The organism is Thioalkalivibrio sp. XN8 (genome assembly GCF_011058255.1).
Lineage (GTDB): Bacteria > Pseudomonadota > Gammaproteobacteria > Steroidobacterales > XN24 > XN24.
This window is the reverse complement of the sequence record NZ_JAALFH010000052.1, coordinates 59,314-86,266: the sequence shown is the minus strand read 5'-3', so window position 1 is coordinate 86,266 and position 26,953 is coordinate 59,314. Positions and strand designations below refer to the sequence as shown.

General features: G+C 70.4%; 22 protein-coding genes. 14 read left to right on the top strand and 8 right to left on the bottom strand.

What is annotated here, in order from left to right; translation table 11 throughout:
- The first annotated feature begins 25 nt into the window (after nucleotides 1-25).
- A complete protein-coding gene (locus G6N75_RS06515) occupies nucleotides 26-994 on the top strand; it encodes a LysR family transcriptional regulator (protein ID WP_165347545.1) in 969 nt (322 codons plus the stop codon).
- 6 nt (nucleotides 995-1,000) lie between these two features.
- On the opposite strand, the gene G6N75_RS06510 is transcribed toward G6N75_RS06515, so the two are convergent.
- Nucleotides 1,001-1,708 (bottom strand): Crp/Fnr family transcriptional regulator, encoded by a 708-nt coding sequence (locus G6N75_RS06510; protein WP_165347544.1) that lies wholly within the window; start codon nucleotides 1,706-1,708, stop codon nucleotides 1,001-1,003.
- Between the two features lie 105 nt (nucleotides 1,709-1,813).
- Here G6N75_RS06510 and G6N75_RS06505 point away from each other — a divergent pair, with 105 nt between their 5' ends.
- Nucleotides 1,814-3,151: a DUF1214 domain-containing protein gene (locus G6N75_RS06505; RefSeq protein ID WP_206202974.1), complete on the top strand. Its 1,338-nt coding sequence runs from the start codon at nucleotides 1,814-1,816 to the stop codon at nucleotides 3,149-3,151.
- Nucleotides 3,152-3,175: 24 nt separating this feature from the next.
- Here G6N75_RS06505 and G6N75_RS06500 read toward each other — a convergent pair whose 3' ends face one another.
- Nucleotides 3,176-4,789, bottom strand: coding sequence for an alpha/beta-hydrolase family protein (locus G6N75_RS06500; protein WP_346765501.1), 1,614 nt, complete (start codon nucleotides 4,787-4,789; stop codon nucleotides 3,176-3,178).
- 275 nt (nucleotides 4,790-5,064) lie between these two features.
- Between G6N75_RS06500 and G6N75_RS06495 the strand changes: the two genes are divergently transcribed.
- The 8 genes from G6N75_RS06495 to G6N75_RS06460 are packed head-to-tail and all read left to right on the top strand — an operon-like array spanning nucleotide 5,065 to nucleotide 15,993.
- Nucleotides 5,065-5,811 carry a hypothetical protein gene (locus G6N75_RS06495; protein WP_165347542.1) on the top strand — a complete coding sequence of 249 codons (747 nt, stop codon included), beginning with the start codon at nucleotides 5,065-5,067 and terminating at the stop codon, nucleotides 5,809-5,811.
- A 10-nt stretch (nucleotides 5,812-5,821) separates the two neighbouring features.
- Nucleotides 5,822-6,862: a DUF2860 family protein gene (locus G6N75_RS06490; RefSeq protein WP_165347541.1), complete on the top strand. Its 1,041-nt coding sequence runs from the start codon at nucleotides 5,822-5,824 to the stop codon at nucleotides 6,860-6,862.
- 53 nt (nucleotides 6,863-6,915) lie between these two features.
- The gene (locus G6N75_RS06485) at nucleotides 6,916-7,503 is read left to right on the top strand and encodes a DUF4136 domain-containing protein (protein ID WP_165347540.1); all 588 of its coding nucleotides are present in this window, start codon (nucleotides 6,916-6,918) and stop codon (nucleotides 7,501-7,503) included.
- Nucleotides 7,504-7,535: 32 nt separating this feature from the next.
- Entirely contained in the window at nucleotides 7,536-8,123 is a 588-nt protein-coding gene (locus tag G6N75_RS06480) for a hypothetical protein (protein ID WP_165347539.1), read from the top strand.
- On the top strand, nucleotides 8,116-9,879 hold the full coding sequence (locus G6N75_RS06475) for an autotransporter assembly complex family protein (RefSeq protein WP_165347538.1): 1,764 nt from the start codon (nucleotides 8,116-8,118) through the stop codon (nucleotides 9,877-9,879). Before G6N75_RS06480 ends, G6N75_RS06475 begins: the two co-directional genes overlap by 8 nt.
- Entirely contained in the window at nucleotides 9,876-13,211 is a 3,336-nt protein-coding gene (locus G6N75_RS15545) for a translocation/assembly module TamB domain-containing protein (protein WP_165347537.1), read from the top strand. The genes G6N75_RS06475 and G6N75_RS15545 overlap by 4 nt, the downstream gene beginning before the upstream one ends.
- Nucleotides 13,212-13,226: 15 nt before the next feature.
- Complete coding sequence (locus G6N75_RS06465; protein WP_165347536.1) at nucleotides 13,227-15,050, top strand: SLC13 family permease; 1,824 nt, start codon at nucleotides 13,227-13,229, stop codon at nucleotides 15,048-15,050.
- 19 nt (nucleotides 15,051-15,069) lie between these two features.
- Nucleotides 15,070-15,993: a cation diffusion facilitator family transporter gene (locus G6N75_RS06460; RefSeq protein WP_165347535.1), complete on the top strand. Its 924-nt coding sequence runs from the start codon at nucleotides 15,070-15,072 to the stop codon at nucleotides 15,991-15,993.
- 4 nt (nucleotides 15,994-15,997) lie between these two features.
- Here the strand turns inward: G6N75_RS06460 and G6N75_RS06455 are convergent, their stop codons facing one another.
- From G6N75_RS06455 to G6N75_RS06445, 3 genes are read right to left on the bottom strand one after another with little or no spacing between them, the layout of a single operon-like run.
- Nucleotides 15,998-17,104: a hypothetical protein gene (locus G6N75_RS06455; protein WP_165347534.1), complete on the bottom strand. Its 1,107-nt coding sequence runs from the start codon at nucleotides 17,102-17,104 to the stop codon at nucleotides 15,998-16,000.
- A 3-nt stretch (nucleotides 17,105-17,107) separates the two neighbouring features.
- Nucleotides 17,108-18,361 (bottom strand): arginine deiminase, encoded by a 1,254-nt coding sequence (arcA, locus tag G6N75_RS06450; RefSeq protein ID WP_165347533.1) that lies wholly within the window; start codon nucleotides 18,359-18,361, stop codon nucleotides 17,108-17,110.
- Nucleotides 18,362-18,388: 27 nt separating this feature from the next.
- Nucleotides 18,389-19,822, bottom strand: coding sequence for a basic amino acid/polyamine antiporter (locus G6N75_RS06445; RefSeq protein WP_165347532.1), 1,434 nt, complete (start codon nucleotides 19,820-19,822; stop codon nucleotides 18,389-18,391).
- A 206-nt stretch (nucleotides 19,823-20,028) separates the two neighbouring features.
- Here G6N75_RS06445 and G6N75_RS06440 point away from each other — a divergent pair, with 206 nt between their 5' ends.
- On the top strand, nucleotides 20,029-21,156 hold the full coding sequence (locus tag G6N75_RS06440; RefSeq protein WP_165347531.1) for a copper resistance protein NlpE N-terminal domain-containing protein: 1,128 nt from the start codon (nucleotides 20,029-20,031) through the stop codon (nucleotides 21,154-21,156).
- Nucleotides 21,157-21,166: 10 nt separating this feature from the next.
- Entirely contained in the window at nucleotides 21,167-21,610 is a 444-nt protein-coding gene (locus tag G6N75_RS06435; RefSeq protein WP_165347530.1) for an HIT family protein, read from the top strand.
- Nucleotides 21,611-21,622: 12 nt separating this feature from the next.
- Here G6N75_RS06435 and G6N75_RS06430 read toward each other — a convergent pair whose 3' ends face one another.
- Nucleotides 21,623-22,657 carry a sodium:calcium antiporter gene (locus G6N75_RS06430; RefSeq protein WP_165347529.1) on the bottom strand — a complete coding sequence of 345 codons (1,035 nt, stop codon included), beginning with the start codon at nucleotides 22,655-22,657 and terminating at the stop codon, nucleotides 21,623-21,625.
- An 18-nt stretch (nucleotides 22,658-22,675) separates the two neighbouring features.
- Nucleotides 22,676-23,548 (bottom strand): neutral zinc metallopeptidase, encoded by an 873-nt coding sequence (locus G6N75_RS06425; RefSeq protein WP_165347528.1) that lies wholly within the window; start codon nucleotides 23,546-23,548, stop codon nucleotides 22,676-22,678.
- A gap of 111 nt (nucleotides 23,549-23,659) precedes the next feature.
- Here G6N75_RS06425 and G6N75_RS06420 point away from each other — a divergent pair, with 111 nt between their 5' ends.
- Nucleotides 23,660-24,181, top strand: a complete 522-nt coding sequence (locus G6N75_RS06420) for a DUF937 domain-containing protein (protein ID WP_165347527.1) — start codon at nucleotides 23,660-23,662, stop codon at nucleotides 24,179-24,181.
- A gap of 12 nt (nucleotides 24,182-24,193) precedes the next feature.
- Here the strand turns inward: G6N75_RS06420 and G6N75_RS06415 are convergent, their stop codons facing one another.
- A complete protein-coding gene (locus tag G6N75_RS06415; RefSeq protein ID WP_165347526.1) occupies nucleotides 24,194-24,865 on the bottom strand; it encodes a Crp/Fnr family transcriptional regulator in 672 nt (223 codons plus the stop codon).
- A gap of 176 nt (nucleotides 24,866-25,041) precedes the next feature.
- On the opposite strand from G6N75_RS06415, the gene G6N75_RS06410 reads away from it, so the two are divergent.
- Nucleotides 25,042-26,949, top strand: coding sequence for an amidohydrolase (locus tag G6N75_RS06410; RefSeq protein WP_165347525.1), 1,908 nt, complete (start codon nucleotides 25,042-25,044; stop codon nucleotides 26,947-26,949).
- Nucleotides 26,950-26,953: the final 4 nt, after the last annotated feature.

Genomic DNA, 26,953 nt, shown 5'->3' with positions numbered 1-26,953 from the left:
CCTTCCGGCTCGAGGCCGCCCAACCATGCGAATGAAGCTGCGCCAGATCGCCCACGCCCTCGCCGTCTCGCGCCACGGCGGCTTTCGTCGCGCCGCCGAGGCGCAGCACCTGTCGCAGCCCGCCCTCTCCCGCAGCATCCACAACCTCGAGGAAGCGCTCGGGGTGCCCTTGTTCGATCGCGAGTCCAGCGAGGTGACCCTGACGCCCTACGGCGAGGTCTTCCTGCGCCGGGCCGAGGCCATCCTCGCCGAGGCCGCGGAGCTGGAGCGCGAGATGAGCGCCATGAAGGGCCTCGGCGTCGGGCGCCTCGCGGTCGGCATGAGCGTGACGGCGGCCCGGCTCTCCGGCGTCCGGGCCATGGCGCAGCTGCTGGGGGAACATCCGGGCCTGCAGGCCCGGCTCGAAACGCGTCCCTGCCGCGACGTGGAACGACGGGTGCGCAGCCGGCAGGTGGACATCGGTTTCGGCGAGATCGGCCACCTGCACGACACGCCCGAGCTCGAGGTCGAGGCGGTCGCGCGCCACGAGATGGTGTTCTACTGCCGCACCGGCCATCCCCTGCTGGACCGCGACGACGCGCTCTCCCACGCCGACCTCGACGAGTATCCCTTCGCCGGCATCCCGATCCCGTTCCGCCTCGCGCGGCTGTTCCCGCACAATCGCCACCTCGATCAGGACACCGGCGAACTGTTCCCGCCGATCCTGGTGGAAGACCTCGAGGCCGCCTGCAACATCGTCGCCCGGACCGACGCCCTCGGCGTGGCCGTGCCGCTGCTGCTCGAGCCCTGGCTGCAGCGGGGCGAGCTGGCGGTGCTGCCGTTCCGCCGGCCGTGGCTGCGGGTGGACTATGGCTTCATCACGCTGGCGTCGCGCGCCACGGCGCCGGCCGTCGAGCTGTTCAAGGACCAGGTGCGAGAGCTCGAGCTCGAGGTCGTGGCGCGCAACGAGGCGCTGCTCGAGGAAGTTTTCCAGGCCGCCGCCCCGGCGGCCTGAGGCTTCTCACCACCCCGTCGCGAGGGCTCGCAAACCGGGCGCATCGGCAACCCGCAACGTCCGGTAACCGCGCTCGACCAGGCCGCGGGCCTCGAATGTCCTCAGCACCTGCGCCAGCGTGGTACGGGAGACATGCGCCATCGTCGCCAGCTCTTCCTGCGTCACCGGCACGTCGGTCCGCCCCGGGCGCGAGCGCCGCGGCGGGTTCAGTCCCGTGATGCGCAGCAGCACGCTGGCGCAGCGGCGCTCATGGTCGTCCAGCAGCGAGTCGGCGTAGGCGGAGATCGCCGTATCACCGTACTCCATGATGCCGCTGGCGATCGCCTCCCACCATTCGGGCCTTTTTGCGAGCAGCGAGCGGAGGACCCGGTCCGGGATGGCCGCCATCAGCGTCTCGACGCGCGCCAAGGCGGTGACCCGCGGCGCGCTCCGGCCCACGACCGTACCGTAGCCGATCCAGGCGCCCTCGTGGAGGATATGCAGCAAAGGGTTGTCGCCGGCGCCGAACCGCGAGTAGATCTCGACCGCGCCATCCACGATGCCGCAAAAATTGACGTGCGAATCGGTGGCCCGGTAGATCGGCTGGCCGGCCGGACAGGTCACCCAGGCGCACCGGCCGAGGACCGCGTCCTGGAATTCCTCGGGGGCGCGCCCGAACCAGCCCTCGTTGTCCTTGAGGATCGCCACGCGTTCAGGAATCGGCAGTCGGGACATCCAAAAAAACCCCCGGGATTGTGCGCGCCCGGCCAATCTTCCGGGGGGCGCTTCCTAGAATCAAGCGTTAACTCGCGTACGGCCTTGCTTCGAGGGAGAGAAACCGTGAGCACGACACTTCGCGCACTCCATGGCCTGGCGGCCGGCCTGGCCCTCCTGGCCACGCTCGCCGCGCCCATCCAGGCGCGCGCCGCCTCCCCGGCGCTCGACGAACAGGTCATCGCCGACGCCTACGTGTACCTGATCGGGCGCGCCCTGGTGGTGCGCCAGGAGCATCTCGATATAGCGGCCCAGGGCGGCTACAACGTAGCCTTCCACAATCGCCTCGGATCGGCCGACTTCGTCAACCCGAACCTCGGGGTCGCCAACACCGAGGCCTGGATCGCGGTCGACGACGACACGCCCGTCGTGCTCGAGATTCCGAAGATCGAGGGCCGCTACTACACGGCGCAGATCCTCGACGAGTGGGGGGAGACCCTGACCAACATCCACGAGCGCAATTACCCGCTGCAGCCCTATGGCAAGTTCGCCTTCGTCGCGCCGGGCTCCCGCGTGGCGATCCCGGACGACGCGGTCCGCATCGAGCTGCGCTCCTACAAGGCGAAGATGCTGGCGCGGGTCGAGCTGCAGAACGACCGCGAGGGCGCGGTGGCGCTGCAGCGCCAGATCAGCATCAGCCCGCTTGGCGAGCCGAAGTTCCCGCCCGCCGTGAAGATCCCCGAGTTCGACCACGCGCAACTGGTCGGCGTGGAGCTGTTCGACGCGACCGAGGACCTGCTCAAGAGCGCCCCGGACGTGTCGCCGATCGCCGCGCAGCTGCAGGCCCAGGTCCGGGCAGTGGCGCTCGCGACCAAGGACCCGGCGCAGCGGGCGGCCATCGACAAGACCCTCCGCGACCAGGTCATTCCGCGGTTCATGCGCTATGCCACCCAGGAAGGCGGCCAGGCGCGCAACAACTGGCTCGGCACCGCCATGATTCTCGGCAACTACGGCGAGGAGTTCTGGACCCGCAGCGGCGCGAACCTGATCGGCATCTGGGCCAACAACTCGCACGAGGTGGTCTATTTCATCGGGACCCGCGACGAGGCCGGCCGGCCGCTGGACGGCAGCAAGACCTACCTACTGCACTTCCCCAACGACGCGCTGCCGCAGGACGTGGTGCACGCCTTCTGGTCGGTGCACCTGGTGGGCGTGCCGGACTTCATGCCGGTGCCCAACCGGCTTGACCGCTTCATGCTGAGCTCGCACTCCAACACCCGGACCAACCCCGACGGCTCACTGACCCTGGTGCTCGGGCCAGAGCCGGTGGCCGGGATTCCCGAGTCGAACTGGCTGCCGACAGCGCCCGGGCGGATGTTCTCCCTGAACTGGCGCGCCTATGTCCCCAAGGAGGTCGTCCGGCGGGGCGAGTGGTTCCCGCCCCTGGTCACGAAGCGGGACTGAGGCTTCCGTCGCCCGCGCGCCGCGTCACTCGAACAGCCGCTCCAGCCGCTCGAGCTCGGCCGGGGTCCAGCCGGCGGGCGCAATCAGCGCCCGCCAGGCGCTTAGGTAGTCGCGGGGCGCGTACTCGTGGCCGAAGCCGGGGGGCGCGGTGCCGACCATCATGTCGGCGCCCAGCTGCAACATGGTGACGACCGGGAACCAGCGCAGGTCGGGCGTCACGCCCGGCCCGCGCGGCGGCTTCATCCAGGCGGGCGCGCGCCAGGCGGCGCTGGGCTCGAAAAAGGTGATCGGGTCGCTCGGGTACTGCAGCACGACGATCCGGAAGTCGCCCCAGGGCGCGTAGTCGGCCATCGCCTCCTGCGGCTCGTCACCCGCCCCGAGCGTGAACCGGACCACGGCCCCGTCGCGAAACACCGGCAGCCAGGCCGGCGAGCCGGGCGCCCGCTCGCGAACCATCCGCCGCCAGCTCTCGTTGCGGAACGGCGGGCCGACCCAGAGCACGCCGTCGAAGGGATCGTCGATGATGTCGAACAGGTCGAAGGACAGGTCCGAGTTGAGCGAGCCGAGGCTCAGCCCGCTGAGGAACAGGCGCGGCCGCGAGTCCGGCGGCAGCTCGCGCCAGTAGCCGTAGATCTCCCGGAACACGACCCGCGCCGTTTCCGCACCGTAGGCGCCCTTGGTCAGCAGGGCCAGCGGGCTGTTCAGGTAGGAGTACTGCACGGCCACGGTGGCGATGTCGCCCCGGAGCAGGTATTCGAGCGGGTCCTGCCCGGCCGGGTCGATCCAGCCGGTGCCCGTGGGCGTCGCCAGCACCAGCACCGAGCGCTCGAAGCCGCCGGCGCGAATCAGCTCTTCCAGCGCCAGCCGCGCCCGGTCCTCCGGAGAGTCGGCCGAGTTCAGGCCCACGTAGACGCGGATCGGCGCCGGCAGGTCCGCGGCGAAAAACGCGCTCAGCGCCGCCCCGTCGGGCCCGCCGGCCACGAACCGCCGTCCCTGCCGGCCTAAAGTCGACCAGTCGACCAGGGACGCGGCGCTGCCCGTCTGCTCCGGGCGCGACGGCAGCGGCAGGTCGGCCTCGATCAGCGCATCGAGCTGCTGGAAGGAGCGGTCGGCCGTCCGCAGCACCGCACCCACCAGCACCCCGTCGATGAGCGACCAGAACACCACCACGGAGGCGACGACGGCGACCATGTAGGACACGCGCCGCGGCACATAGGCCTTCAGGCGCGTCGAGAGGAAACGGGACAGGCGCCGGAACAGCCGCGCCAGCGCCAGCAGCACGAGAAACACCAGCAACGCAACCGGACCGACGACCGTCGGCTCCAGGCCCCAGTCCTGGTCCATGCCCATCAGGGCCCGGAGGGAGTTCTGCCAGTTCGAGGCCTGCCAGAGAAACGCCAGCGCAACCACCGCGCACAGCGCCCCGGCCCCGAGCACCAGGACCCGACGGGACCGCCCGGCCGCGACCGGCAGCCCGAGGAAGTTCCAGGTCGCCAGGCCGGCGACCCCCAGCGCGTAGCCGACGGCAAAAGACGCGCCGGACAGGATGCCCTGGACGACAAAAGGCCGGGGCAGCAGCGAGGGCGACAGCGAGACGGCGAAGAACAGCGTGCCGACCAGCACCCCGACGATGCTCAAGCCAGCCCAACCCTGTCCCAACCTGCCCGGCGGTCGCTCAGCCATAGGGTTCATATTCTGGCACCGGCAACGGCATCGGTCGCAGCGGTACCGGTTGAATCTCGATGCGAAAAACCTATCGGAGCCGAAGCAAAAACACATTAGACGGGCCGGCAGCGCTGGGGCAAATTCATGGCATCCAGGCAACTTTGGCCGGGTCCCGGCCATGGGCGGGGATCGACCGCCGAACCGCGGCGTCCCGCCCGGTGCCCGCTGCACAACAACCAGGGTGGACCATGTTCAGAGCAAGCAAGACCGCCGCGGCACTCGCCGCGTCCCTGATGATCGCCGCGCCGGCGCTGGCCCAGGATTCGTCCGGCGAGTGGCGGCAGACCATTTACTTGTACGGGATGGGCGTCAGCATCGACGGCGAGGCGCAGATCGGCCCCGTCACCGTCGAGGTCGACAAGAGCATCTCGGACGTGTTCGATGCGCTGAAGTTCGGCGCGATGGGCCAGTACCGGCTCGAGAACGGCACCTGGTCGTTCAGCGCCGACGCAACCTACATGAGCCTCGGCGACCGCGGGACCGGCCCCCAGGGCATCGTCGGCGCGCGCCTCAATACCGACCAGCTGACGGTGATGGGCACCGTGGGGCGCCGCTTCAGCCCGCGCCTCGAGGGACTGTTCTCGCTCGCCTACTTCGACCTGTCGGCCGACCTCCGGCTCGGCGCCGCCGGCCAGAACGTGTCCGCCAGCCGCGACGCGGACTGGGTGGACCCGCTGGTGGGCCTGCACTACACGTCGCAGCTCGACGACAACTGGTCGCTCAGCCTCCGGGGCGACATCGGCGGCTTCGGCATCGGCTCGGACCTCACGCTGCACGGCTGGGCGACGCTGGTGCGGCAGCAGACGCCCAACTTCTCCTGGTACCTGGGATATCGATACATCTCGTACGACTATGAGACCGGCAGCGGCATCAATTTCCAGCGCTACGACCTGAGCCAGTACGGCCCGGGCGCCGGCGTCGCCTGGTCCTTCTAGGAGTCGGCTGATGTCCGGTGTGCGTCCCCGCTTGGTATTCGTAGCTGCGCTCGCGGCCGCCGTCTCAGCGCCGGCGCTCGCGGTCGACCCGGTGCCCGCCACGCCGGGCTGGCGCGGCTTCGTGGTCGTGGCCGCCGGATCCACCGACGTGCGCAGCAATGTCGTGGTCGGCAACAGCCTCATCGAGGTCGGCGACCCGGTCATCGGGTCGATCAACCAGCGGCCGTCGAGCGACGACACTTTCCATCCCCTGGCCACGGGCGAGCTCAGCTACACCACCGCGGGCGGCTGGCAGTTCTTCCTCGGCAACTCTCTCGAGGACCTGGTCACCCTGGATGCGGTGACCCAGTTCGGCGTCCGCACGAACGTGGGCGGCGCAGGCACGATCGAGGTCGCCGCCCTGGCCAGCGGCATCCAGACCAAGGCCTGGGAAGATCCCTACGCCGAGGGCGTGCGGCGGGAGGAGACCGATCGCGACGCCACTGGCGTGCGGCTGCAGTGGGGCCGGTTCATGGGCTCAGCCTTCCAGCTGGGCCTCACGTTCCGCGACCTGTCTTTCGACACCGAGCGCAGCGGCCAGGGCGTCGTCAGCGTCGCGTGCGACGCGGCCTGCCAGGCGGCGCTGCGGCGCGACGGGACCCAGGCCTCCATCGACGTCTCCTACCTCTATCGTCTCGGCGCCGGCCGCAACCACCTGCTGCGCCCGTTCATTCGCTATACCGTCGACGATCGCGACGGGGGCGCCATCGCCGGCGACAGTTATCGCCTGCAGCTGAGCTACGTTTACCTGACGTCCGCCTACACCGTCGCCACCAACGTCATCCTCGGCGGCACCAGCCGTGATGAGCCCAATCCCCTCTACGGGCGCCGGATCGATTCCGATCGCTTCGCCCTCGACACGACGCTGTTCTACCGGTTGCCGACCGCCAGCGGTCGCTGGCAGGCGGTCGGCAGCGTCCTGTGGGGCGAGGACGATTCGGACGTGAATTTCCATGACACCCGGGTGTTCATGGTCTCGCTCGGCGCCCTGTACCGCTTCGGCGCGCGTTGAGCCGGCTGCCGGCCGGCAGGAGGAACCCTCGTATGTTTGCACGGAGTAGCGCGATGAAGTCCATGAAATGGCTCGGCCTGCTGGCCGCCCTCGTCCTGGCCGGCTGCGCGTCGGCCCCGACCGTGAGAACGGAGTCGGCGCCGGGCGTCGATTTCGGCGCCTATCGCACCTTCAGCTTCGCGACCCCGCTGAGCACGGACCGCGCCGGCTTCCACACGCTGGTCTCGCAGCAGCTGGTGTTCTCGACCCGCCGGGAACTGGAAGTCCGCGGCCTGCAGTTCGTGGCCGACCCGGCCCAGGCGGACCTGCTGGTGAACTTCCATGCCCACGTGGCGGAGCAACTGCGGGTCCGGTCCACGCCGGATCCCTGGGTGGGCCCGACCTACTGGCACCACCGCCGCGGCTTCTACGACCCGTGGCGCGGCCACCCCCGGTGGCCCAGCCACTCGCGCATCGAGGTCGACCAGTTCACGGAGGGGCAGCTCAACGTGGACGTCATCGACCGGCGGCTGAACATGCTGGTCTGGGAAGGCGTGGCGAGCAAGCGGCTGATGCAGCGGACGATGAACGACCTGGGCCCGGCGCTCGACGACGCCGTGCACCGGATGTTCCGCACCTTCCCGCTCGGCCCCAGCCTCTGAATCATCCTTACCTCTGACGGGAGAAAAGACCCATGAACCTCAACTTCAAGCCTGTTCACCTGGTCGCCGTGGCGACGCTGGCCTGCGCCCTCGTGGCCACCGAAGTCCATGCCCAGAGCACGACGGTCAGCTATGGCCGCATCACCGCGGTGCGCCAGGTCGAGCTGCAGAACCCGGATGCCCAGGCTGCCGGCGCGCTGCTCGGCGGCATCGCGGGCGTAGCGAGCGGCTCCGGCCAGTCGCGCAGCAACCGCGCGCTGCGCGGCATCGGCGGCGCGGCGGTCGGCGGCCGGGTGGGCGCCGCCGCCGGCTCCTCGACCGGCTTCGAATACACGGTGCTGATCGGTGGGACCAACACCATCCGGATCGTGACCGAGCAGGCCGGGCTGCGCACGGGCGACTGCGTCTCCGTGGAACGCGGCAAGTTCAACAACATCCGCCTGGCGGCGGACGAGCGCTGCGAAGCCGCCCTGGCCGCGGCGACCGCCGCGGCCGCCGCGCCGGCCCAGGCCGAGGCCGCAGCGAATGCCTGCATCGCCGCCAAGGAGCAGCTGCTCGCCGCCGTCACGGACGAGGAGTTCGACCGGGCCGAGCGCCGGGTTCGCCTGTTGTGTGACTAGTCGCGCGCCGACAGCAGGACGAGGCATCCTCGTCCTGCTGCTGGCGTGCTGCGCCCTCCTGCCGGCGCCGACGCACGCCGCCGGCGCCCCGATCCGGGTCGAGATCAGCGGCGTCGACCGCGAGATCGAGGACAACATCCGCGGCTCCCTGACGCTGCTGCGGCTGGCCGACCGGGAGAACCTGTCGGCGGCCGCGGTCCGCCGGCTGCACGGCCGGGTGCCGCGCGAGGCGCGCGAGGCGATGCGCCCGTTCGGCTTTTACCGTCCGCACATCGAGAGCCGCCTGCAACTGGAAGGCGAGCAGTGGCTCGCCGTCATCGACATCGATCCCGGCGACCCCGTGATCGTGAGCGAGATCGACGTCCGGCTGAGCGGCGCGGGCAGCGGCGACGAGCAGCTGCTGCGCGTCATCGAGCAGAGCCCGCTGCGCGTCGGCCGGCGGCTGCGGCACCAGGAACACGACCGGCTGCGCAACAGCCTGCAGGGCGTGGCCGCGATGCGCGGCTACTTCGAGGCGCAGTTCGAGGTCCGCCGGCTCGAGGTCGACGTGGCCGAGTCCGCGGCGCGGGTCGTGCTGCATCTCGACACCGGCCCGCGCTATCGCTTCGGCGAGGTGACGATCAGGCAGGACATCCTGAACGAGGATCTCGTGGCCCGCATCGTCAACATCCCGGCGGGCGACTACTACAACGCCGACGCCCTGCTGCAGGCGCAGTACCGGATGACCGACACGCTGTATTTCGCCAGCGTCGTGGTCGAGGCCGGCACGCCGGATCCGGCGACCCTCACCGTGCCGGTGAACATCGAGACGACGCCCACCCGACGGCAGCGGATTCGCGCCGGCATCGGCTACGCCACCGACACGGGCTTCCGCGGCACCCTGGGGATCGACTGGCGCCGGCTCAATGACCGGGGCCATTCCGCCAGCGCCCTGCTCCGGGTGTCGCAGAATTTCAACGAGCTGTCCGCCCGCTACCTGGTCCCGCTCGACGACCCGCTCAATGAGCGGCTGCTGTTCCGCGGCAGCCTGGCCTACGAGGATCTCGGCGACCTGGAAAGCCGGCGCGCGCAGCTCGGCGTGTCCCAGGTGACGCGGCTGCGCAGCGGCTGGCAGCGCATCCTCTACACCGACCTGCTGGAAGAGCGGACGCGCGTGCCCGGCGAGCCGGAGTTGGAGGACCTGCTGGTGCTGCCGGGCGTGAGCGTGGAGCGGCTCGTGGCGGACGACGTCCTGGTCACCCGGCGCGGCTTCCGCCTGCGCGGCGACCTGCGCGGCTCGCACGAGGCGCTCGGCGCGGGCACGAATTTCCTGCGCTTCGAAGCGGACGCCAACCTGGTGCGGTCGCTGGGCCAGGACTGGCGCTTCTTCGGGCGCAGCAGCGTCGGCATCGGGCTGGTGGACGATTTCGGCGCCCTGCCCGCCTCGCAGCGCTTCTTTGCCGGCGGCGATATGAGCGTGCGCGGCTACGACCTGAACACGCTGGGGCCGCGGGACGCGAACGGCAACGTCATCGGCGGCCGCCACCTGGTCTTCGGCAGCCTCGAGGCGGAACGGCGCGTGTGGAACCGCCTGGCGCTCGCCGCCTTCGTCGACGCCGGCAACGCGCTCGACACTTTCGAGCTCGACGTCGAGGTCGCCGTCGGGGCCGCCGTCAACATCCTCACGCCCGTGGGCACGGTGCGCATCGGCGCCGCGCGCTCGGTCACCGAGAGCCTCGACTGGCGTTTCTACCTGTCCATCAGGCCCGACCTGTGAAGTACCGCAAGCTTGCCGCCCTGCTGTTGCTGCTGCTGGTCATCGCGCTGGCCGGCGCCGTCGGCTGGCTGGGCGGCACCACGAGCGGCCTGCGTTTCCTGGCGGGGCTGGCGCTGCCGCGGCTGCCGGTGACCCTGGACCCCGGCGAGATCGAGGGTCGCCTGGTCGGCCCCGTCAGCCTGGGACGCCTGGAGATCGACACGCCGGGCTTCCGCGCGGAGCTGGCCGGCCTGGAGCTGGACTGGCGGCCACGCGCCTTGCTCGGGGGAACGTTCCACGCCACGGACCTGCGGCTCGCCCGGCCGGAGATCGAGCTCCGCGAGCCGGCGCCGGGCGCGGCGGCGACGGCCGGCGCCGGCTCGCCGTTCTCGTTGCCGTTCGAGGTCATCGTCGAGCGGCTGGCCGTCACTGGCGGCGCGCTGCGCGCCGGCGACGACGCGCCGGTCGTGACCGACGTGGATCTCGAGGTGTCCGGCCGGGCCGCCGGGCGCCGGCTCGTGCTGCAAGGCCTCGAGCTGGCGAGCAGCCGGGGCCGGGCCGCCGGCAACGCGCAGCTCTCGCTCGACCCGGCGGAGGCATGGGATATCGACCTGCGCTGGCAGCTGCCGCTGGCCGGCGAAGAGCTCGCCGGGCACACGCGGGCCCGTGGGCCGCTGGCCGAGCTGGCGGTGTCGCAGGACCTCTCCGCACCGCTGGCCGCCCGGCTGGACGGCATCGTGCGCGGACTGCCGGGACCGCCGTCATGGGCGGTCGACCTGGTGGTCGAGCCGCTGCCGCCGGGCGGCGAGCTGTGGCCCGAGGCGATCGCGGGGCTGGCCGCGCGCCTGCGCGTCGAGGGCGACCTCGAGGACAGCTCGGTCGCCGGCGATGTCGAGCTGCCGCGCTACCTGCCCGGCCCCACCGGCATCGCGGCCCGGGCCGGCTGGGTGGACGATGTCGTGCGGCTGGACAGCCTCGAGCTCACGCGCGAGGACGGCATGCGCCTGGGGGGCAGCGGGACCGTCGCGGCCGACGCGGCGACCCTGGCGCTCGATTTCTCCGGCCTGGACCCTGCGACGTTCTGGCCGGAATGGCCCGGCCGGCTGGCCGGGTCGGTGCGGCTCAGCGGCCTGCCGTCCGCGGCGAGCGGCCTGGACATCCGCTTGCAGGCGCTGCGCGGCGAGCTGCGCTCGGTGCCGCTGTCGGGCGAGGCCGACCTGAACGTCGGCGCCGACCAGTACGTGCTGCGCCAGGCGCGCATCTCGGCCGGGGGCGCCTCGCTGAATGCCAGCGGGCGCCTCGACCCGGCAGCCGTGGCGCTGACGGCGGCGCTCGACGTGCCCGCGCTGGCGACGCTGCATCCCGACGCCGCGGGCGCGTTGCGCGCCTCAGCCCGGCTCGCCGGCACGCGGCAGGCGCCGACGCTCGAGCTCGAGGCCGCCGGCCGGGACCTGCGCTGGCAGTCGCAGCGGGTGCAGGCACTGGAGCTGGCGGTGGCGGGGTCAGCGCAGGCGCATCGCGCGCGGCTGGAGCTCGACCGGCCGGGGCTCGACCAGGCCTTCCTGCTGACCCTGGAAGGCGCGTTCGCCGACCGCCGCTGGAACGCGCTGCTGACCGACGTCGTTTTCAGCGCCGCGGGGGAGCCGGCCTGGTCGCTGCAGGCGCCGGCGCGCCTGGCGGTGGACAGCGAGGTCGTGTCGCTCGGCGAGGCCTGCATGGACGGGAGCTTCGGGCTGCTGTGCCTGGAGGGCGACTGGCGCCGCAGCGGCCCGCTGCGCGGCAGCGCGACGCTGGCGCGGCTGGACCTGGCGCCGCTCAGCCAGCGCTTCACCCCCGGCCTGCGCGCGACCGGGGTGCTGAGCGGGGACGTGGACATCCAGGCGGACGGCGAGCGGTTCCAGGCCCTCGCCGGCCGGGTGGAGCTGACCGCGGGCGAACTGCGGCTCGCCGACGAGGAGGACAAGGCGCTGCTGTCCTGGGCGCGCGGCCTGCTGGAGCTCACCGGCGACGGGGATGCGGCGCGCGCCGAGCTGAGCCTGGCGCTGGCCGATGCCGACCACGTGGACGGGCGCCTGGCGCTGGGCTGGAACCGGCCGGACCTGCCCATCGCCGGCCGCATCGAGGCAACCCTGGGCCAGGTTCACCTGCTGCCGGCCCTGGTGCCGGAACTGGCCGAGCTGAAGGGCGACACCACGCTGCGGGCCACCATCGGGGGCACCCTCGGTGCCCCGTCGCTCGAGGCAGAACTCGCGCTGCGGGACGGCTCGGTCAACATGCCGCGGCTCGGGCTGCGGCCCGACCAGCTCGAGGCGCTGGTCACGCTGGCCGGGCGGGAGCTGGGCTTCACGATCACCGGCCGCTCCGGCGCAGGCCTGTTCCGGACCGAGGGCCGCTTCGACCTGGCGGCCGAGGGCGTGGCGGGCCGCGCCACCCTGTCCGGGGAACAGTTGCTGCTGGTGAACCTGGCGGAAGCCCGCGTCGCGGCCAGCCCCGACCTCGAATTCAGCTACACCGGCCGGGCGCTCGAGATCAGCGGCGAGGTCGCGATTCCCTTCGCCCGCATCACGGAGCTCGGCGGGGCGACCACCGTCTCCGCGAGTCCCGACGAAGTCCTGGTCGGCGCCTACGTGCCGGCCGAGTCGCAGGGCCTCCGGGTCACCAGCCGGGTCCGCGTCACCGTGGGGCCGGACGTCCAGCTCGACGCCGCCGGCCTCAGGGGCGGGGTCGAGGGCAGCCTCCTGACCGTGATCCAGCCGGACGCGCTGCCCTGGGGCCGCGGCGAACTGCGCGTGGTGGACGGCACCTTCGGCGCGTTCGGCCAGCGGCTGGAGATCGAGCAGGGTCGCCTGATCTACACCGGGGGGCCGCTCGACAACCCCGGGCTCGAGATCCGGGCCGTGCGCCGGCTGGAGGAGGTCACGGCGGGCGCGCTGGTGCGCGGCACGCTGCAGCAGCCGGAGATCTCGGTGTACTCGGAGCCACCGATGCCGCAGGCCGAGGCGCTGGCCTACCTCACGCTGGGCCGGAGCCTGGCCGACCTGCGCTCGGGCGAGCAGCGCGTCGTGAACCAGGCGGCGAACTCCCTCGCGCTGTCGGGCGGCAACCTGATCGCCAAGGACCTCGGCCAGCGGCTCGGCTTCGCCGACGTCGCCCTCGCCGCCGAGAGCGAGGGCACTTCCCTGGTGGTGAGCCGCTACCTCGGCGGCGGGCTCTACGTCGGCTACGGCATCGGCCTGTTCGACACGGTCAACACGCTGCGCCTCCGCCTGCAAGTGAACCAGCGGCTGTCGCTCGAGACCATCTCGGGCGACGAGCATGCCGGCGACTTGTTTTACACTTTCGAGCGCGACTGACCCGAGTACCTGTTGATGAGCCCGGAACTGATCGTCGTCCTGCTCCTGCTGGCATCGGCCGTCGCGATGTTCATGCTGAACCGCCCCCGCATGGACGTGGTCGCCCTGCTGATGATCGCGGCCCTCCCCTTCACCGGCGTGATCACCATCGGCGAGGCCGTCGCGGGCTTCTCGGACCCGAACATCGTGCTGATCGCGCTGCTGTTCGTGCTCGGCGAAGGCCTGGTGCGGACCGGCATCGCGCGCCGCCTCGGCGACTGGATCAGCCGCGCCTCCGGCGGCAGCGACGTGCGGCTGGTGGTGCTGCTGATGGCGACGGTCGGCATCGTGGGCTCGATCATGAGCTCGACCGCGATCGTCGCCATCTTCATCCCGGTGGTGCTGCGCATCTGCCAGAGCACCGGCACGGCGCCCGCGCGGCTGATGATGCCGCTGAGCGTCGCGGCGCTGATCAGCGGCATGATGACCCTGGTCGCCACCACCCCGAACCTGATCGTCCACGGGGAGCTGCTGCGCCAGGGCAAGCCGGGCTTCGAGTTCTTCACCATCACCCCGATCGGCATCACGGTGCTGGTGCTCGGCATCGCCTACATGCTGCTGGCGCGGCGCTGGCTGCCCGCGGTGCAGGCGGATGGCGCGGAGGCGACGCGCCGGCCGGGCTTTCGCGACTGGATCGAGCGCTACGCGCTGGCGGAGCGCGAAGTCCGCGTGCGGATCAGGCCGGACTCGCCGGTGGTCGGCCACAGCCAGGAGACGCTCGACCTGCGGGCCGCCGGCGTCAACCTGCTGGCCATTGAGCGCGCCTCCGGCCGCCTGCTGCGGCCGACCCCGACCACACGGATTCGGGCGGGCGACATCCTGCTGCTGGACATCATCGCGCCGCAGATGCAGATCGAGCAGTGGATCGAGGAGTATCACGTGGAGCGGCTGCCGCTCTGCCCCAACCATCTCTACCTCACCGACCGGGCCCAGGACCTCGGCATGATCGAGGCCATCGTGCCGGCCGAGTCGAGCTTCGTCGGGCGCTCCGTGCTGGAGACGCGGCTCCATCGCGACCTCGACCTGACCGCCATCGGGCTGCGCCGCGGCCACCGGGTGATCGGCGAAGGGCTGCTGGAGGAGAAGCTGCGCGTCGGCGACACCTTGCTGCTGACGGGCTTCTGGAGCGACATCCGCAACCTCCAGCACGACGTGCACGAGCTGGTGCCGCTCAACCTGCCGGCCGAGCTCGACGACGTGCTGCCGGCCCACGACCGGGCGCCGCAGGCGCTGGCCATCCTGGCGCTGGTGGTCGTGCTGATGGTCTCCGGACTGCTGCCCAACCTGCACGCGGTCCTGTTGGGCTGCCTGCTGCTCGGCGCGTTCCGCTGCATCGACATGAACAGCGCCTACCGCGCCATCAACTGGAAGAGCCTGGTGCTGATCGTGGGCATGATGCCGTTCTCGCTGGCGCTCGAGCGCACCGGCGGCGTGGACCTGGCGGCAGAGGCCCTGCTTGCCGTGGTGGGCGAGGCGTCCCCGCGCCTGGTGCTGGCGGCGATCTTCGCCATCACCGCCTTTACCGGCATGTTCATCTCCAATACCGCGACCGCCATCCTCATGGCCCCCGTTGCCATCGCGGTGGCGAAGTATCTCGAGGCCTCGCCCCTGCCCTTCGCCATGATCGTGGCGCTCGCGGCCTCCACCGCCTTCATGACGCCCGTGTCCTCCCCCGTGAACACGCTGGTGGTCGGCCCCGGCGGTTACCGCTTCGCCGACTTCCTCCGTATCGGCGTGCCTTTCGCCCTGGTGGTGCTCGTCGCCAGCGTGCTGCTGGTGCCGCTGCTGCTGCCGCTCTGATCACCCTCGGATGAATGCAATGCTATCGCGTGCTGCAGCGAACCGGCTCGAGCAACGGACCCTGCAGTGGTCCATCGGCGCGGTGCTCGCCATCGCGGTCGGCAGCGTCGGCTATGGCCTGTGGATCGACTCCGAGGTCGTCATCCTGAACGGGGTGTTCTCACTGTTCAGCCTCATCGGCGCCGGGTTGAGCCTGCTCGCCGCCCGGCTCGTGGTCCGCCCGGAAGATCGGCGCTTTCCCTTCGGCTATTCCCACATCGAGCCGCTGGTGCTCAGCGTCAACGGGTTCATGGTGCTGGTCGTGTGCATCTACGCCTTCATCAATGGCATTGAGGGGATCCGGGCCGGCGGGCGCGCCGTCGACCCGGCCGAGGTCATGCTGTTCGGCGCGGTGAGCGGGGCGATCTGCCTCGGCATGTGGCTGTACCAGATGACGGTGGCGCGCAAAGTGGATTCCCAGTTCATCAGGGACGACGCCAGGGAATGGCTCATCGATTTCGGCTTCAGCATGGTCACGCTGGTCGCCTTTGCGGCCCTGCCCCTGCTGCGCGAGCCCAGGCATGGCGTGTGGGCCCAATACGCGGACCCGGTGATGGTTTCCCTGCTCGCGCTGATCGCGCTGCCGGTGCCGCTCGGCGTGCTGCGGCGCAATCTCCGGGAGGTGCTGCTGATGACGCGGGACGACGACGAGGTGACGCGCCGCGTGGAGGCGGTCATGGCGGAGATCACGAGCGAGCACGACATCGTCCGGTACGTGCCTCGGGTGGTGAAACGGGGGCGCCGCCACTTCATCGAGATCGACATCGTGGTCGGCCCCGCTTTTGCGCTCCAGACCGTGGCGCAACAGGACACCCTGCGCGAGCGCATCTGGCGCGCGCTCGACAAGCCGCTCGAAGATGCATGGCTGTCGATCGCCGTGACCGGCGACACGCGCTGGATCTAGCCGGCTAGAACACGCGCCGGACAGCGACCCAGAGCTCGGTCGAGGAATAGTTGCCCCAGAGCGTGTTGCTCTCGTCGCGGATGTACAGGATCTCCGGGCGCACGGTCCAGCCCCCGCCCAGCCGGTAGACCAGCCCGCCGCCGAACTCGAACAGGTCGTCGGCCCGGGTCTTCGCGCCCACCGGGGCCTCGGTCTCGTCATACAGCACCCGGTCGTCGTGGAAGCCGTTGTGCTCGTACCAGCCGAAGAGGAACACCGAGGCCGAATCCCCCAGGTCCCTGCCCCAGTGCACCGAGGCGCCGTAGATGGTCGCGTCGCCATCCGGTGCGCTGCTGCGGCGCCACTCGTAGCCAAGGCCGGCATTGATGCTGAGCGACCCGCGACCGTCGCGCTCGGCCCGGGTCCAGCTCACCTCCAGGCCGGCATTCGTGCGATTCCGCTCGGCCAGGCTCGACGGGTATTGCCGCCGCCGCAGGTCGGCCGTGGCCTCAATGCCGTGGTCGCTGTCCAGCAGGTAGCTGCGGCTGACGAACACCCCGAAGTCGTTGCGATAGCGGCCGTTGCCCCGGTAGCTGGTCCGGCCGCGGGCGCCGACGGCTGCACTGCCCCCGTCCAGCGCGCGCCGGGCCGAGCCGTTCCAGCGCAGGTCGCTGTCGTTGCGCCGGTCGGCCGCGTCGTAGTAGCGGAAGCGGTAGTCCAGGCTGCCGTCGAGTGACCAGTCGTTCCCCGGCAGATACGTCGCCCCGCCATTGAGCCGCGCCAGCACGAAGGGATCGCGGGCCGGGTCGGCGCCCGACGCCCGGGTGCTATCGGTCGTGTTCTCGCGGTAGTAACCCAGCCCCGCCTGGGCGAAGCTGGAGAAGCCCAGGCGCTCGCCGCGCCGGTTGCGCCGGGCGACCTCAGCGTAGGCCTCGGCCCTTTCGCGCGCGTCCGTCCCGAGGTACTCGAGCTGCAGCACCTGTTCGAACTCCAGCACCGCGCGGGCGTACTCGCCCTGCGCGAGGTACGCGAGGCCACGCTCGAGATATGCGGCGCCCGGCCCCGCGTCGGCGGCAGCAGCGCCCGGCAGCGCCAGGACCAGCAGCATCGCCAGCGCGGGTATCGCCCGCATCGATCAGAAATCGACCGGGTCGCGGATGATCGGGCAGGTCATGCAATGGCCGCCACCCCGGCCGCGGCCGAGCTCCGAACCGTCGATGGTGATGACTTCGATGCCGGCCTTGCGCAGCAGTGTGTTGGTGTAGGTGTTGCGGTCGTAGGCGAACACCACGCCGGGCGCGGCGCACACCAGGTTCGCGCCGCTGTCCCACTGGGTGCGCTCGCGCATGTAGTCGTTGCCGCCGGTCTCGATGATGCGCATCTTCTTCACGCCGAGCGCCCGGCCGACCACCTCGGCAAAGCGGCCCTGGTCCTTGCGCACCTCGATGCCGCCCGGCCCGTCCGCGGGATACACGGAGAAGGTCTGGACGTGGTCCATGATGTCCGGGTACTGCAGCACGCAGTCGCGGTCCGCGAAGGTGAACACCGTGTCCAGGTGCATGGCGGCGCGCAGCTTCGGCATGGCGCAGATGATCACCCGCTCGGCCGCGCCCTGCGCGAACAGGGCCTGCGACACCTGCTCGATGGCCTGGCGCGAGGTGCGCTCGCTCATGCCCATCAGCACGACGCCCTTGCCGACGGGCATGATGTCGCCGCCCTCGAAGGTGGACAGGCCCCAGTGCCGGGTCGGGTCGCCCCACCACACTTTCACCTTGCCGGCGAAGCGCGGGTGGAACTTGTAGATCGCGGTGGCCAGGATGGTCTCTTCGTGCCGGGCCGGCCAGAACAGCGGGTTCAGCGTCACGCCGCCGTAGATCCAGCAGGTGGTGTCGCGGGTGTAGAGGGTGTTCGGCAGCGGCGGCAGCAGGTACTCGGCCACGCCCGAGTTCGCCTCGCGCACCAGCTTGAGCTTCTCGCCGCCAAAGTCGTCCGGCACGTCGTAGGTGGAGAGGCCGCCGATCAGCGTCTCGGCGAGCTCACGGTCCGCCAGCGACTCGAGGTAGGCACGGGTCTCGGCCATCAGGCTCACGCCGACCTCGTTGGGCGTGACCTGGTTGTCGAGGATCCACTGTTTCGCCTCCGGGACGGCCACCGTCTCGGCGAGCATGTTGTGCATTTCGATCACTTCGACGCCGCGGTCGCGCATCTTCTGGATGAAGTCGAAGTGGTCGCGCTTGGCGGTCTCGACCCAGATGACGTCGTCGAACAGCAGCCGGTCGTTGTTCGACGGGGTCAGGCGCAGGTGGGCGCGGCCCGGCGCGCAGACCATCACGAGGCGGAGCTGGCCGACCTCCGAGTGGACGCCGAAGGCGGGGTTCTGGTCGGTCATGTCGCTTGCTCCCTTGCAGCAGTTCATTCAGATCGTGATCTGCCCGGTGGCCAGCGACCAGATCGCGATCACCGCACCGAGGACGATCACGCCGAACAGGACGGCCTCGCTCTTGGCGAACACGGGCAGGTTCATCGAGGAGCGGGCGCGGTAGTACAGCACCGTCGACGGCAGGTAGATCAGGGCCGACAGCAGGATGTACTTCAGGCCGCCGGCATAGATCATCAGCAGGGCGTAGAAGGTCGCCACCCCGGCGATGACGAGCTCTTTCTTGCGCAGCCCCGGGTCCCGCTCGTAGGTTTCGCCGGTCCACGCCAGCTTCAGGCCGTAGGCGGCCACCAGCAGGTAGGGGATCAGCGTCAGCGCGCTGGTCAGCTCGAGCGCGACCACGAAGGCATACTGCGTGAACATCGTGATGATGAGGAAGGCCTGCACCACGAGGTTGGTCAGCAGCAGCGAGTTCTTGGGCACCTTGGCGTCATTGGTCTCTTCGAAGTACTTCGGGAACAGGCCGTACTTCGCCGCCAGGTAAGGCACTTCGGCCGCCAGCAGCGACCAGGCCAGGTAGGCGCCGAGCACGGAGACGATCAGCCCGGCGCTAATGAACTTGGCGCCCCACGGCCCGACCATGCTCTCCATCACGCCGGCCACCGAGGGAGCGCGCATGGTGGCGATCTCGGCCCGCGGCAGCACGCCGAAGGACAGCACGGTGACCGCCACCAGCAGCGCAATGACGATGAAAAACCCGATCACGGTGGCCCGGCCGACGTCCGCGCGGTCGCGGGCGTAGCGCGAGTAGACGCTCGCCGCCTCGATGCCGATGAAGACGAACACCGTCACCAGCATGGTGCGGCGGACCTGCTGCCAGATGGTGTCGTAGGAGGCATCGGCCCCGCCGCCCACCAGGTTGTCGGCGAAGATCTTGGGGTCGAAGTGGAACAGCAGCACCACGATGAACACCAGCAGCGGCACGATCTTGGCGATGGTGACGATCTTGTTGATGCCGGCCGCGCCCTGCACGCCGCGCAGGATAAGGAAGTGGAAGCCCCACACCAGCGCCGAGGCCACCAGCACGGCGGTGAGCGTGTTGCCGTCGCCGAACACCGGGAAGAAGGCCCCGAGCGTGGACTTGATCAGCACCCAGTAGGACACGTTGCCGACGCAGGTGCCGAGCCAGAAGCCGATCGCCGCGGCGAAGCCCCAGTATTCGCCGAAGCCGTACTTGGCGTAGGCGAAGATGCCGGAGTCGATGTCGGGCTTGCGCTGCGCCAGCGACTGGAATACGAAGCCGAGCATCAGCATGCCGCCGCCCGCGATCACCCAGGCAATCAGCGCGCCGTAGACGCCGGTGGCCGCAGCAAAGCGCGACGGCAGCGTGAAGATGCCGGACCCGACCATCGAGCCGACGACCATCGCGACCAGCGCGGGAAGGGCGAGTTTCTGTACGGTCGATGCTGACATCGGCAGCTGCCTTCTGCTCGAGGCCCGGCAGCACGCGGAGGCCAGGGCCGTGGGTCGGCCCCTAAAGTTGCTTACCGCTTCCCGTTGCGTCTAATGCTTTTTAGCTTCCGCCCCGATGCGTTTCTGGCATGAGAATTCCCTGATGATTCCCTGCCAGCCCTGCTAGAGTTCCGTCAGCGTGATGAACAGCAGGGATACCAACCGCCATGCGATACCTCCCCGTCCTTTTCCTGGCCGCGACGCTGCTGGGCTGCCAGCCCGAGCAGGCGGCTGCCCCCGCTCCGGCCGCGGCGCCCGCCCCGGCCCCCGCGCCCGACATGCACACCAGCCGTAACGCGCTCGACTGGGCGGGCACCTACGAGGGCGTGCTCGCGTGCGCGGATTGCGCCGGGGTCCACACCCGGCTGACGCTGGCACAGGACGGCAGCTTCGAGCTCTTCACGCGGCGCCTGGCGAGCGGCGCCACGCCCGTGATGGCGCAGGGACGGTTCGAGTGGGAGCCCGGCGGCAACATCATCGTGCTGGCCGGCGAGGGCGAACCGCAGCGCTTCGCAGTCGGCGAGGGGCGGCTGTTGCGGCTCGACCCCGGCCAGACGCAGCCGGCCTGGGGCCGGACCGACGCCGTGCTGCCGCTGGCCGGCGCCGACTGGCGCACCGGCGAGCCCGGCCTGGGCCAGGTCCTCGAAGACCATCGCTGGACGCTGGTGAACGCCGTCGATGCGGGCAACCAGCGCCTCGAGGCGCTGTTCCCCGACCCCGAGCGCGCCTTCGTGTTCGGGTTCGCCGGTAACCGCCTGCACGCGCAGGGAGGCTGCAACGGCCTGCGCGGCGCGTTCGGGATCGACGAGAACGGGATGCTCGCCGTGACCGGGGCGATGAGCACGATGATGGCCTGCCCGCCGCCGCTGATGGCGGCGGATGCGGCGCTCGGGGCGCTGCTGGCCGAGCCGCTGGCGACGGTGCTGGTGCCGGGGCCGCAGCCGACGCTGGCGCTGCTCGCCGGCACCGGCGAGGCGCTGCTGCTGAGCGGGGAGCTGACGCCGACGGCCCGCTTCGGCGCGCCGACGAGACTGTTCCTCGAGGTCGCGCCGCAGACCGTGGCCTGCGAAGGCTCCGCGCGGGCCGACGGGCGCTGCCTGCAGGTGCGGGAGCTGGTTTTCGACGAGCAGGGCCTCCCCGTGGGCGAGCCCGCCGAGTGGCAACCCTTCGCCGCGGAGATCCAGGGCTATGCGCACGAGGCCGGGATCCGCAACGTGCTACGGGTCGACCGGTTCGGCGACGGGGCCCTCTACGTGCTGGACCTGGTGGTGCAGTCCGAAGTGGTGCCGGAGTAACGCGGCGGCGATGGCCGGATTCGAGCTGCACCCGCGGCTGCAGGCGGACTGCCACAGCATCGGCCGGTTCGCCCTGAGCCGGGTGCTGCTGTACCGCAATGCGTCGTTGCCCTGGCTGATCCTCGTGCCCGAGGTGCATGGCGAGGCCACCGAGCTGTACGAGCTCGACGCTGCCGACCGCCGCATGCTCGATGCGGAGATCGACACGCTCGCCCGCTATCTCAAGGCTGCGCACGGCGCCAAGAAGGTCAACGTCGCCGCCATCGGCAACCTGGTTCCCCAGCTTCACGTCCACGTCATCGGGCGCCGGCCCGATGACCCGTGCTGGCCGGGGGTGGTGTGGGGCAACCTGCCGCCGGCGGCAGACTGGGGCCCGGATCAGCTGGAAGCCATCGCCACGGCGATCGCGGGGCTCAGCTCCCGTCCTGGGGCTGCTCGGGCTTCCAGCGCTTGACGACCCGCAGGGTCAGGCGAAGACCAGGTAGGCCACCATCAGGGCGTACAGCAGCAGCACCAGCACGCCCTCGAAGCCGATGTTGCCGATCCCGCGACGCTGGCGTCGCAGCAGCCCCAGCAGCAGCACGGCGGTCATCAGGATGGTCACGCCAATGAGGAACAGCGGCTGCGCCGGGATGGCGTGATACACGGAGCCCTCGCGGTAGGCGATGTCGCTGATGGGGATCAGCAGCGCATCGAAGGCGTTGCCGCCGATCACCCCGCCGACCGCCAGCGTGAGTGCGCCCCGCCGCACGGCGGCAATCGCGATCACCAGCTCGGCGCAGGAGGTGACGAAGCCGGTGAACATCACGCCGACCAGGCTGCCGGAGAGGCCGGTCTTCTCGGTCAGCGCGATGCCGCTTTGCGCCACCACGTAGCCCGCCGCCGCGACGGTCAGCGCCGCGCCGGCAAAGCGCAGCCACAGCCCGGCCAGGGAGGCGCGCACGTTGCGGGCCTCCGGCTCGTCGCGCACCGTCTCCCCGGTCTCGGCCGGAATCCACGCGGGTTCCTCGCGATGGCGCGCGGCCATGCGCTGGACCAGCAGGTAGACCAGGAACAGGGCCGGCGTCGCGGGATGGATCGCCCACAGCGCCAGGTCGGGACCGGTGGCCGCCAGCAGCGCAGTGGCGAGCAGCACGATCAGCAGCGTGGCGCTGAAGAGATTGGTGAGCGAGGCCGCGGCATGCTCCAGGTTGGCGCGCCGGTAGGCCATGTCCGCGACCACGAGGAACACCGTCTGCACCGCGATGCCGCCCAGCGCGTTGCTCACCGCCAGGTCCGCGTGCCCCGCCGCCGCGGCCGAGGCCGAGACCACGATGTCCGGCAGCGAGGTGGTGGCGCCCAGGAGCAGGCCGCCGCTGATGGCCTCGCCCAGCCGCGTCCGGTCGGCCAGCCGGTCCACGAGCCCCGTGAGGACGGTGCCGACCACCGCGATGACCGCGCCCGCGAATAAGAATGCGGCGGCGATCCACGGCAGGGTCAGCTGTTGAAAATACGCCTCCACAAACCCGGCACGGCCCCGTCAGAGCCGCTCGTACGGCAGCTGGAAGGTGTCGCCCTCCTCGATCCGGCCGCTCTGGAGCCCGAGGTTGAACCACCGCATGCGCTGCTCCGAGGTGCCGTGGGTGAAGGCGTGCGGCGCGATCCGGCCCTGGGTGCGCTGCTGGATGGCGTCGTCCCCGATCTGGTTGGCGGCGCGCATGGCCTCCTCGATGTCGCCGTGCTCCAGGTACTGGCGGTTGTGGTGCGCCCACACGCCGGCCAGGTAGTCGGCCTGCAGCTCCAGCCGCACCGAGTACTGGTTGTACTCGGGCCGGCCGCGCAGCCGGGCGACCTGCTCGGAGATACCCAGCAGGTTCTGCACGTGGTGGCCGACCTCGTGGGCGATGACGTAGGCCTGGGCGAAATCGCCCGGCGCGTCGAAGGCCTGGGCCAGCTCGTCGTAGAACGAGAGGTCGATGTAGATCTTGCGGTCCGCCGGACAGTAGAAGGGCCCCATGCGCGCGTCGCCCATGCCGCAGGCGGTGGGGTACTGGCGGCGGTAGATGACGAGCTCGGGCTCCTGGTACTGGCGTCCGATGCGCTCGAACTCGCGCGCCCAGACGTCCTCGGTGTCCGCCAGCACCACCCGCACGAACTCGAAGCGCTCCTGCTCCTCGGGGCTGGGCTGGTAGGCCGTCTCCTGCACCTGGCCGCCGCCCATCAGCGCCGCGGGATCGACCAGGCCGAGCTGCCAGCCGATGAAGCCGAGCACGACCAGCAGGAGGATGCCCTTCATGCCGAATGTCCGGCCGACCAGGTTGAGGATCATGCCCAGCCCGCCGACGCCGGCCGCCACGCGCCGGCCGCGCGCGTCCTCCACGTTTGTGCTGCCCCGCCGGCCCTTCCACTTCATGCGTCGGCTCCCTCCCCGCCCGCCAAGCCCCGGTCGGCCCGAGTCTAGGGTTTTTCTTTCCGTCACGCAGCCCGTCTATACTCCGACGACTTTCCACGCGGAGGACGGGTCATGCAGGTAGCGGATCTTTTGCAGCAGATGGGCGGACTGGGCGCCGTGGCGCGCGAACTGGGTGTCGACGAACAGCAGGCGCGCAGCGGCGCCGAAGCCCTGCTCCCCGCGATCCTCGGCGGCTTCAAGGAGCAGGCCCGGGCCCAGCCCGGCGGCACCGGCGGCCTGCTGGACATGCTCGGCCAGCTGGGTGGCAGCGGCCTGATGGACGAAGTCCTCGGCTCCCAGCCGACCAACCTGGAGCACGGCAACCAGGTGCTGGGCCAGATCTTCGGCTCCAAGGACGTCAGCCGCGCGGTGGCGCAGAATGCTGCCGGCCAGACTGGCCTGGACGCGAACACCCTGAAGCAGATGCTGCCGATGCTCGGCATGCTGGTGGCCGGCTACATGAGCAAGGAGGGTGCTGCGGCGCCGCAGGCGAGCCAGGCCCGGGCCGGCGGGCTGGCTGCCATGCTCGATGCCGACGGCGACGGCAACCCGCTCAACGACGTGATGGGAATGCTCGGCAAGTTCGGGCGCTGAACCCGGCCGGGCTCAATCAGACGTCCGATCGAGCAGGCGCTCCGGGTCGTGCACCACGACTTCGCCGTAGCGCACCTCGATCCATCCGGCCGCCTGCCAGCGGCGCAGCGTGCCGTTCACGACCTGGCGCGACACATTGGCGAGCTCGCCAAGTTCTGCCTGGCTGAGCCGCACCGGGAAAAGCGCGCGATCGAGTGTCAGCACGGTGCGCCCGGCGGCGCGCAGCAGCGCGGCGGCGAGCCGGGCTTCGCTGCGGCGCAGCTGCAGGTCGGTGACGATATTCGCGGCCACGGCCAGGTTCTCGAACGCCAGCATTCCGAACAGCCGGTGCCATGCCGGGACAGCATCGCACAAGGCGTTCACTTCCTCGATGGAAAGGTAAATCACTTCCCCCGCGGTATGAGCCTGCGTGGCGACCCGGCGCCGCTGACCCGTCATCAATGGCCCTTCGCCGAACCAGGCCCCCGGATACAGCAGGAGGCTGAGGCGCGGCACGTTGCGCTCTGGCGCCACGGTCACGCCAAAAGTGCCTGCCGCAATGCCATAAATGCCGGCCGGTGCGTCACCGAGATGAAACACGAAATCGCGTGCCGCGTAGCGCTGCGCCTTGCCCCGCTCGAGCACAGCCTGCTGGAAATCCGGCGGGCAGCGCGACAACCAGCCCTGCTGCAACAGCGCCTCCATGACCGTTTCCCTCGACGCGCAACTTCTGTGAAGGTTTCGAGAAAAAGCCCGATTTGTCAATTTCGGGACAATTCGGCGCGGTGCGTTCGCGTACTTTGCAGCGCTACCCAGGGAGGCGGCCGAGGCCCAGGAACGGGCTCCACACCGCCTTCCACGCCCCACCAGGAGACTGTCCGATGCGTATTCCCCCGGCGTTCGCGCTGCTGGCCGCCCTTGCCGTTCTGTTCACGACGCCCGTCCATGGCGAGGCCGCCGACCGGATCTGGACCGGCGGCACCATCCTGACCATGAACGATGCCGCCATGCGCGCCGAGGCCGTGGCCGTCAAGGACGGACGCATCCTCGCCGTCGGCGCGGCGGACACGGTCATGGCCCATCGCGGTGAAGGCACCGAGGTGATCGACCTCGAGGGCCGCGCGATGGTGCCGGGCTTCGTCGACAGCCACGGCCACGTCTTCATGGGCGGCCTGCAGGCATTGTCGGCCAACATGCTGGCGCCCCCGGACGGCGACGTCACGGATATCGCCTCCATGCAGCAGGTCATCCGCGACTGGGTCGCGGCGAACCAGCAGGTCGTCGACAAGATCGATCTCATCTTCGGTTTCGGCTACGACAACGCGCAGCTGGCCGAGCTCCGGCACCCGACCCGCGAGGATCTCGACGCCGTGTCACAGGATGTCCCGATCATTCTCGTGCACCAGTCCGGCCACATCGGCGCCATGAACTCCAAAGCGCTTGCCGAGGCCGGCATCAGCGCCGCTTCCGAGAACCCGCCCGGCGGCATCATCCGGCGCGGCGCTGACGGCGAGCCCGACGGGGTGCTGGAAGAAACCGCCTTCTTCACGGCGCTGCTCAAGCTGATCCCGCGCGTCGGCGAGGCCGGCGCGAAGCAGATGGTGCGCGCGGGCAGCGAGCTCTGGGCGCGCTTCGGCTATACCACGGGGCAGGAAGGCCGCACGTCGGCCGTCGGCGCCAACATCCTGCGTGAAGTCGCTGCAGAAGGCGGCCTCGCGATCGACGTGGTGGCCTACGCCGACGTGCTGCTGGATCGGGGCTACATCGCCGAAAACGCCGAGCGGACCTACCACAACCGCTACCGGCTCGGCGGCGCCAAGCTCACCATCGACGGCTCGCCGCAGGGCTTCACGGCCTGGCGCGACCGTCCATACTACGACCCGGTCGGTGAATACCCGCCGGGTTACGTCGGCTATCCCGCCATCACCAACGAGCAGGTGCTCGAGGCCGTCGACTGGGCCTACGAGAACGGCATCCAGCTACTGGTCCACTCGAACGGCGAGGCCGCCTCAGACCTGCTCATCGCGGCGCATGCAGCGGCCCAGGAGGCGCACGATGCAGCACAACGTCGCGACGTCCTGATTCACGGCCAGTTCCTGCGCGAAGACCAGGTCGCAGACCTGGACCGGCTCGGCATCTTCCCGTCGCTGTTCCCCATGCATACTTTCTACTGGGGCGACTGGCACCGCGACCACACGGTCGGCCCGGTGAACGCCGAGAATATCTCCCCCACCGGCTGGGTGCTCGCGCGCGGGATGAAATTCGGCTCCCACCATGACGCACCGGTGGCCTTCCCCGACTCCATGCGGATCCTCGACGCGACAGTCACGCGCCGCTCGCGCTCCGGGGACATCATCGGGCCGGCCCACCGCATCGATGTCCTCACCGCGCTGAAAGCCATGACCATCTGGCCGGCCTGGCAGCACTACGAGGAGCACTGGAAGGGTTCGATCGAGCCGGGCAAGCTCGCCGACCTGGTGGTCCTGTCCGCTGACCCGACCGCCGTCGATCCCGAGACCCTCGACCAGCTCAAGGTGCTGGAGACCGTCAAGGACGGCGAGACCGTATTTACGCTCGAGAACGCCGGCGCCGCCACGACCCGCCCGCCGAACAACCCGGCAGTCGCCCGGCTCCTGGTCGCGCTCGGCGCGCACGGCGCGGGCTCGGGCCACGACCACGATCACTCGGCTGCCAGCGGCGCTGGCGCCGCAGCGCCGACCTGCATGAGCGACGGCATTCTCCACCTGGCCACCGCCATGCTTGGCGGCTTTGCTGCAACCGAGGAATAAGCTA

What these genes read in the sequence shown, in the direction of transcription:
- G6N75_RS06435 (WP_165347530.1), top strand. Translation starts at nt 21,167, where the DNA reads ATGGCCGGATTCGAGCTGCACCCGCGGCTGCAGGCGGACTGCCACAGC.
- G6N75_RS06515 (WP_165347545.1), top strand. Translation starts at nt 26, where the DNA reads ATGCGAATGAAGCTGCGCCAGATCGCCCACGCCCTCGCCGTCTCGCGC.
- G6N75_RS06495 (WP_165347542.1), top strand. Translation starts at nt 5,065, where the DNA reads ATGTTCAGAGCAAGCAAGACCGCCGCGGCACTCGCCGCGTCCCTGATG.
- G6N75_RS06415 (WP_165347526.1), bottom strand. Translation starts at nt 24,865, where the DNA reads ATGGAGGCGCTGTTGCAGCAGGGCTGGTTGTCGCGCTGCCCGCCGGAT.
- arcA (WP_165347533.1), bottom strand. Translation starts at nt 18,361, where the DNA reads ATGACCGACCAGAACCCCGCCTTCGGCGTCCACTCGGAGGTCGGCCAG.
- G6N75_RS06490 (WP_165347541.1), top strand. Translation starts at nt 5,822, where the DNA reads ATGTCCGGTGTGCGTCCCCGCTTGGTATTCGTAGCTGCGCTCGCGGCC.
- G6N75_RS06455 (WP_165347534.1), bottom strand. Translation starts at nt 17,104, where the DNA reads ATGCGGGCGATACCCGCGCTGGCGATGCTGCTGGTCCTGGCGCTGCCG.
- G6N75_RS06420 (WP_165347527.1), top strand. Translation starts at nt 23,660, where the DNA reads ATGCAGGTAGCGGATCTTTTGCAGCAGATGGGCGGACTGGGCGCCGTG.
- G6N75_RS06485 (WP_165347540.1), top strand. Translation starts at nt 6,916, where the DNA reads ATGAAGTCCATGAAATGGCTCGGCCTGCTGGCCGCCCTCGTCCTGGCC.
- G6N75_RS06465 (WP_165347536.1), top strand. Translation starts at nt 13,227, where the DNA reads ATGAGCCCGGAACTGATCGTCGTCCTGCTCCTGCTGGCATCGGCCGTC.
- G6N75_RS06510 (WP_165347544.1), bottom strand. Translation starts at nt 1,708, where the DNA reads ATGTCCCGACTGCCGATTCCTGAACGCGTGGCGATCCTCAAGGACAAC.
- G6N75_RS06410 (WP_165347525.1), top strand. Translation starts at nt 25,042, where the DNA reads ATGCGTATTCCCCCGGCGTTCGCGCTGCTGGCCGCCCTTGCCGTTCTG.
- G6N75_RS06460 (WP_165347535.1), top strand. Translation starts at nt 15,070, where the DNA reads ATGCTATCGCGTGCTGCAGCGAACCGGCTCGAGCAACGGACCCTGCAG.
- G6N75_RS06480 (WP_165347539.1), top strand. Translation starts at nt 7,536, where the DNA reads ATGAACCTCAACTTCAAGCCTGTTCACCTGGTCGCCGTGGCGACGCTG.
- G6N75_RS06425 (WP_165347528.1), bottom strand. Translation starts at nt 23,548, where the DNA reads ATGAAGTGGAAGGGCCGGCGGGGCAGCACAAACGTGGAGGACGCGCGC.
- G6N75_RS06445 (WP_165347532.1), bottom strand. Translation starts at nt 19,822, where the DNA reads ATGTCAGCATCGACCGTACAGAAACTCGCCCTTCCCGCGCTGGTCGCG.
- G6N75_RS06440 (WP_165347531.1), top strand. Translation starts at nt 20,029, where the DNA reads ATGCGATACCTCCCCGTCCTTTTCCTGGCCGCGACGCTGCTGGGCTGC.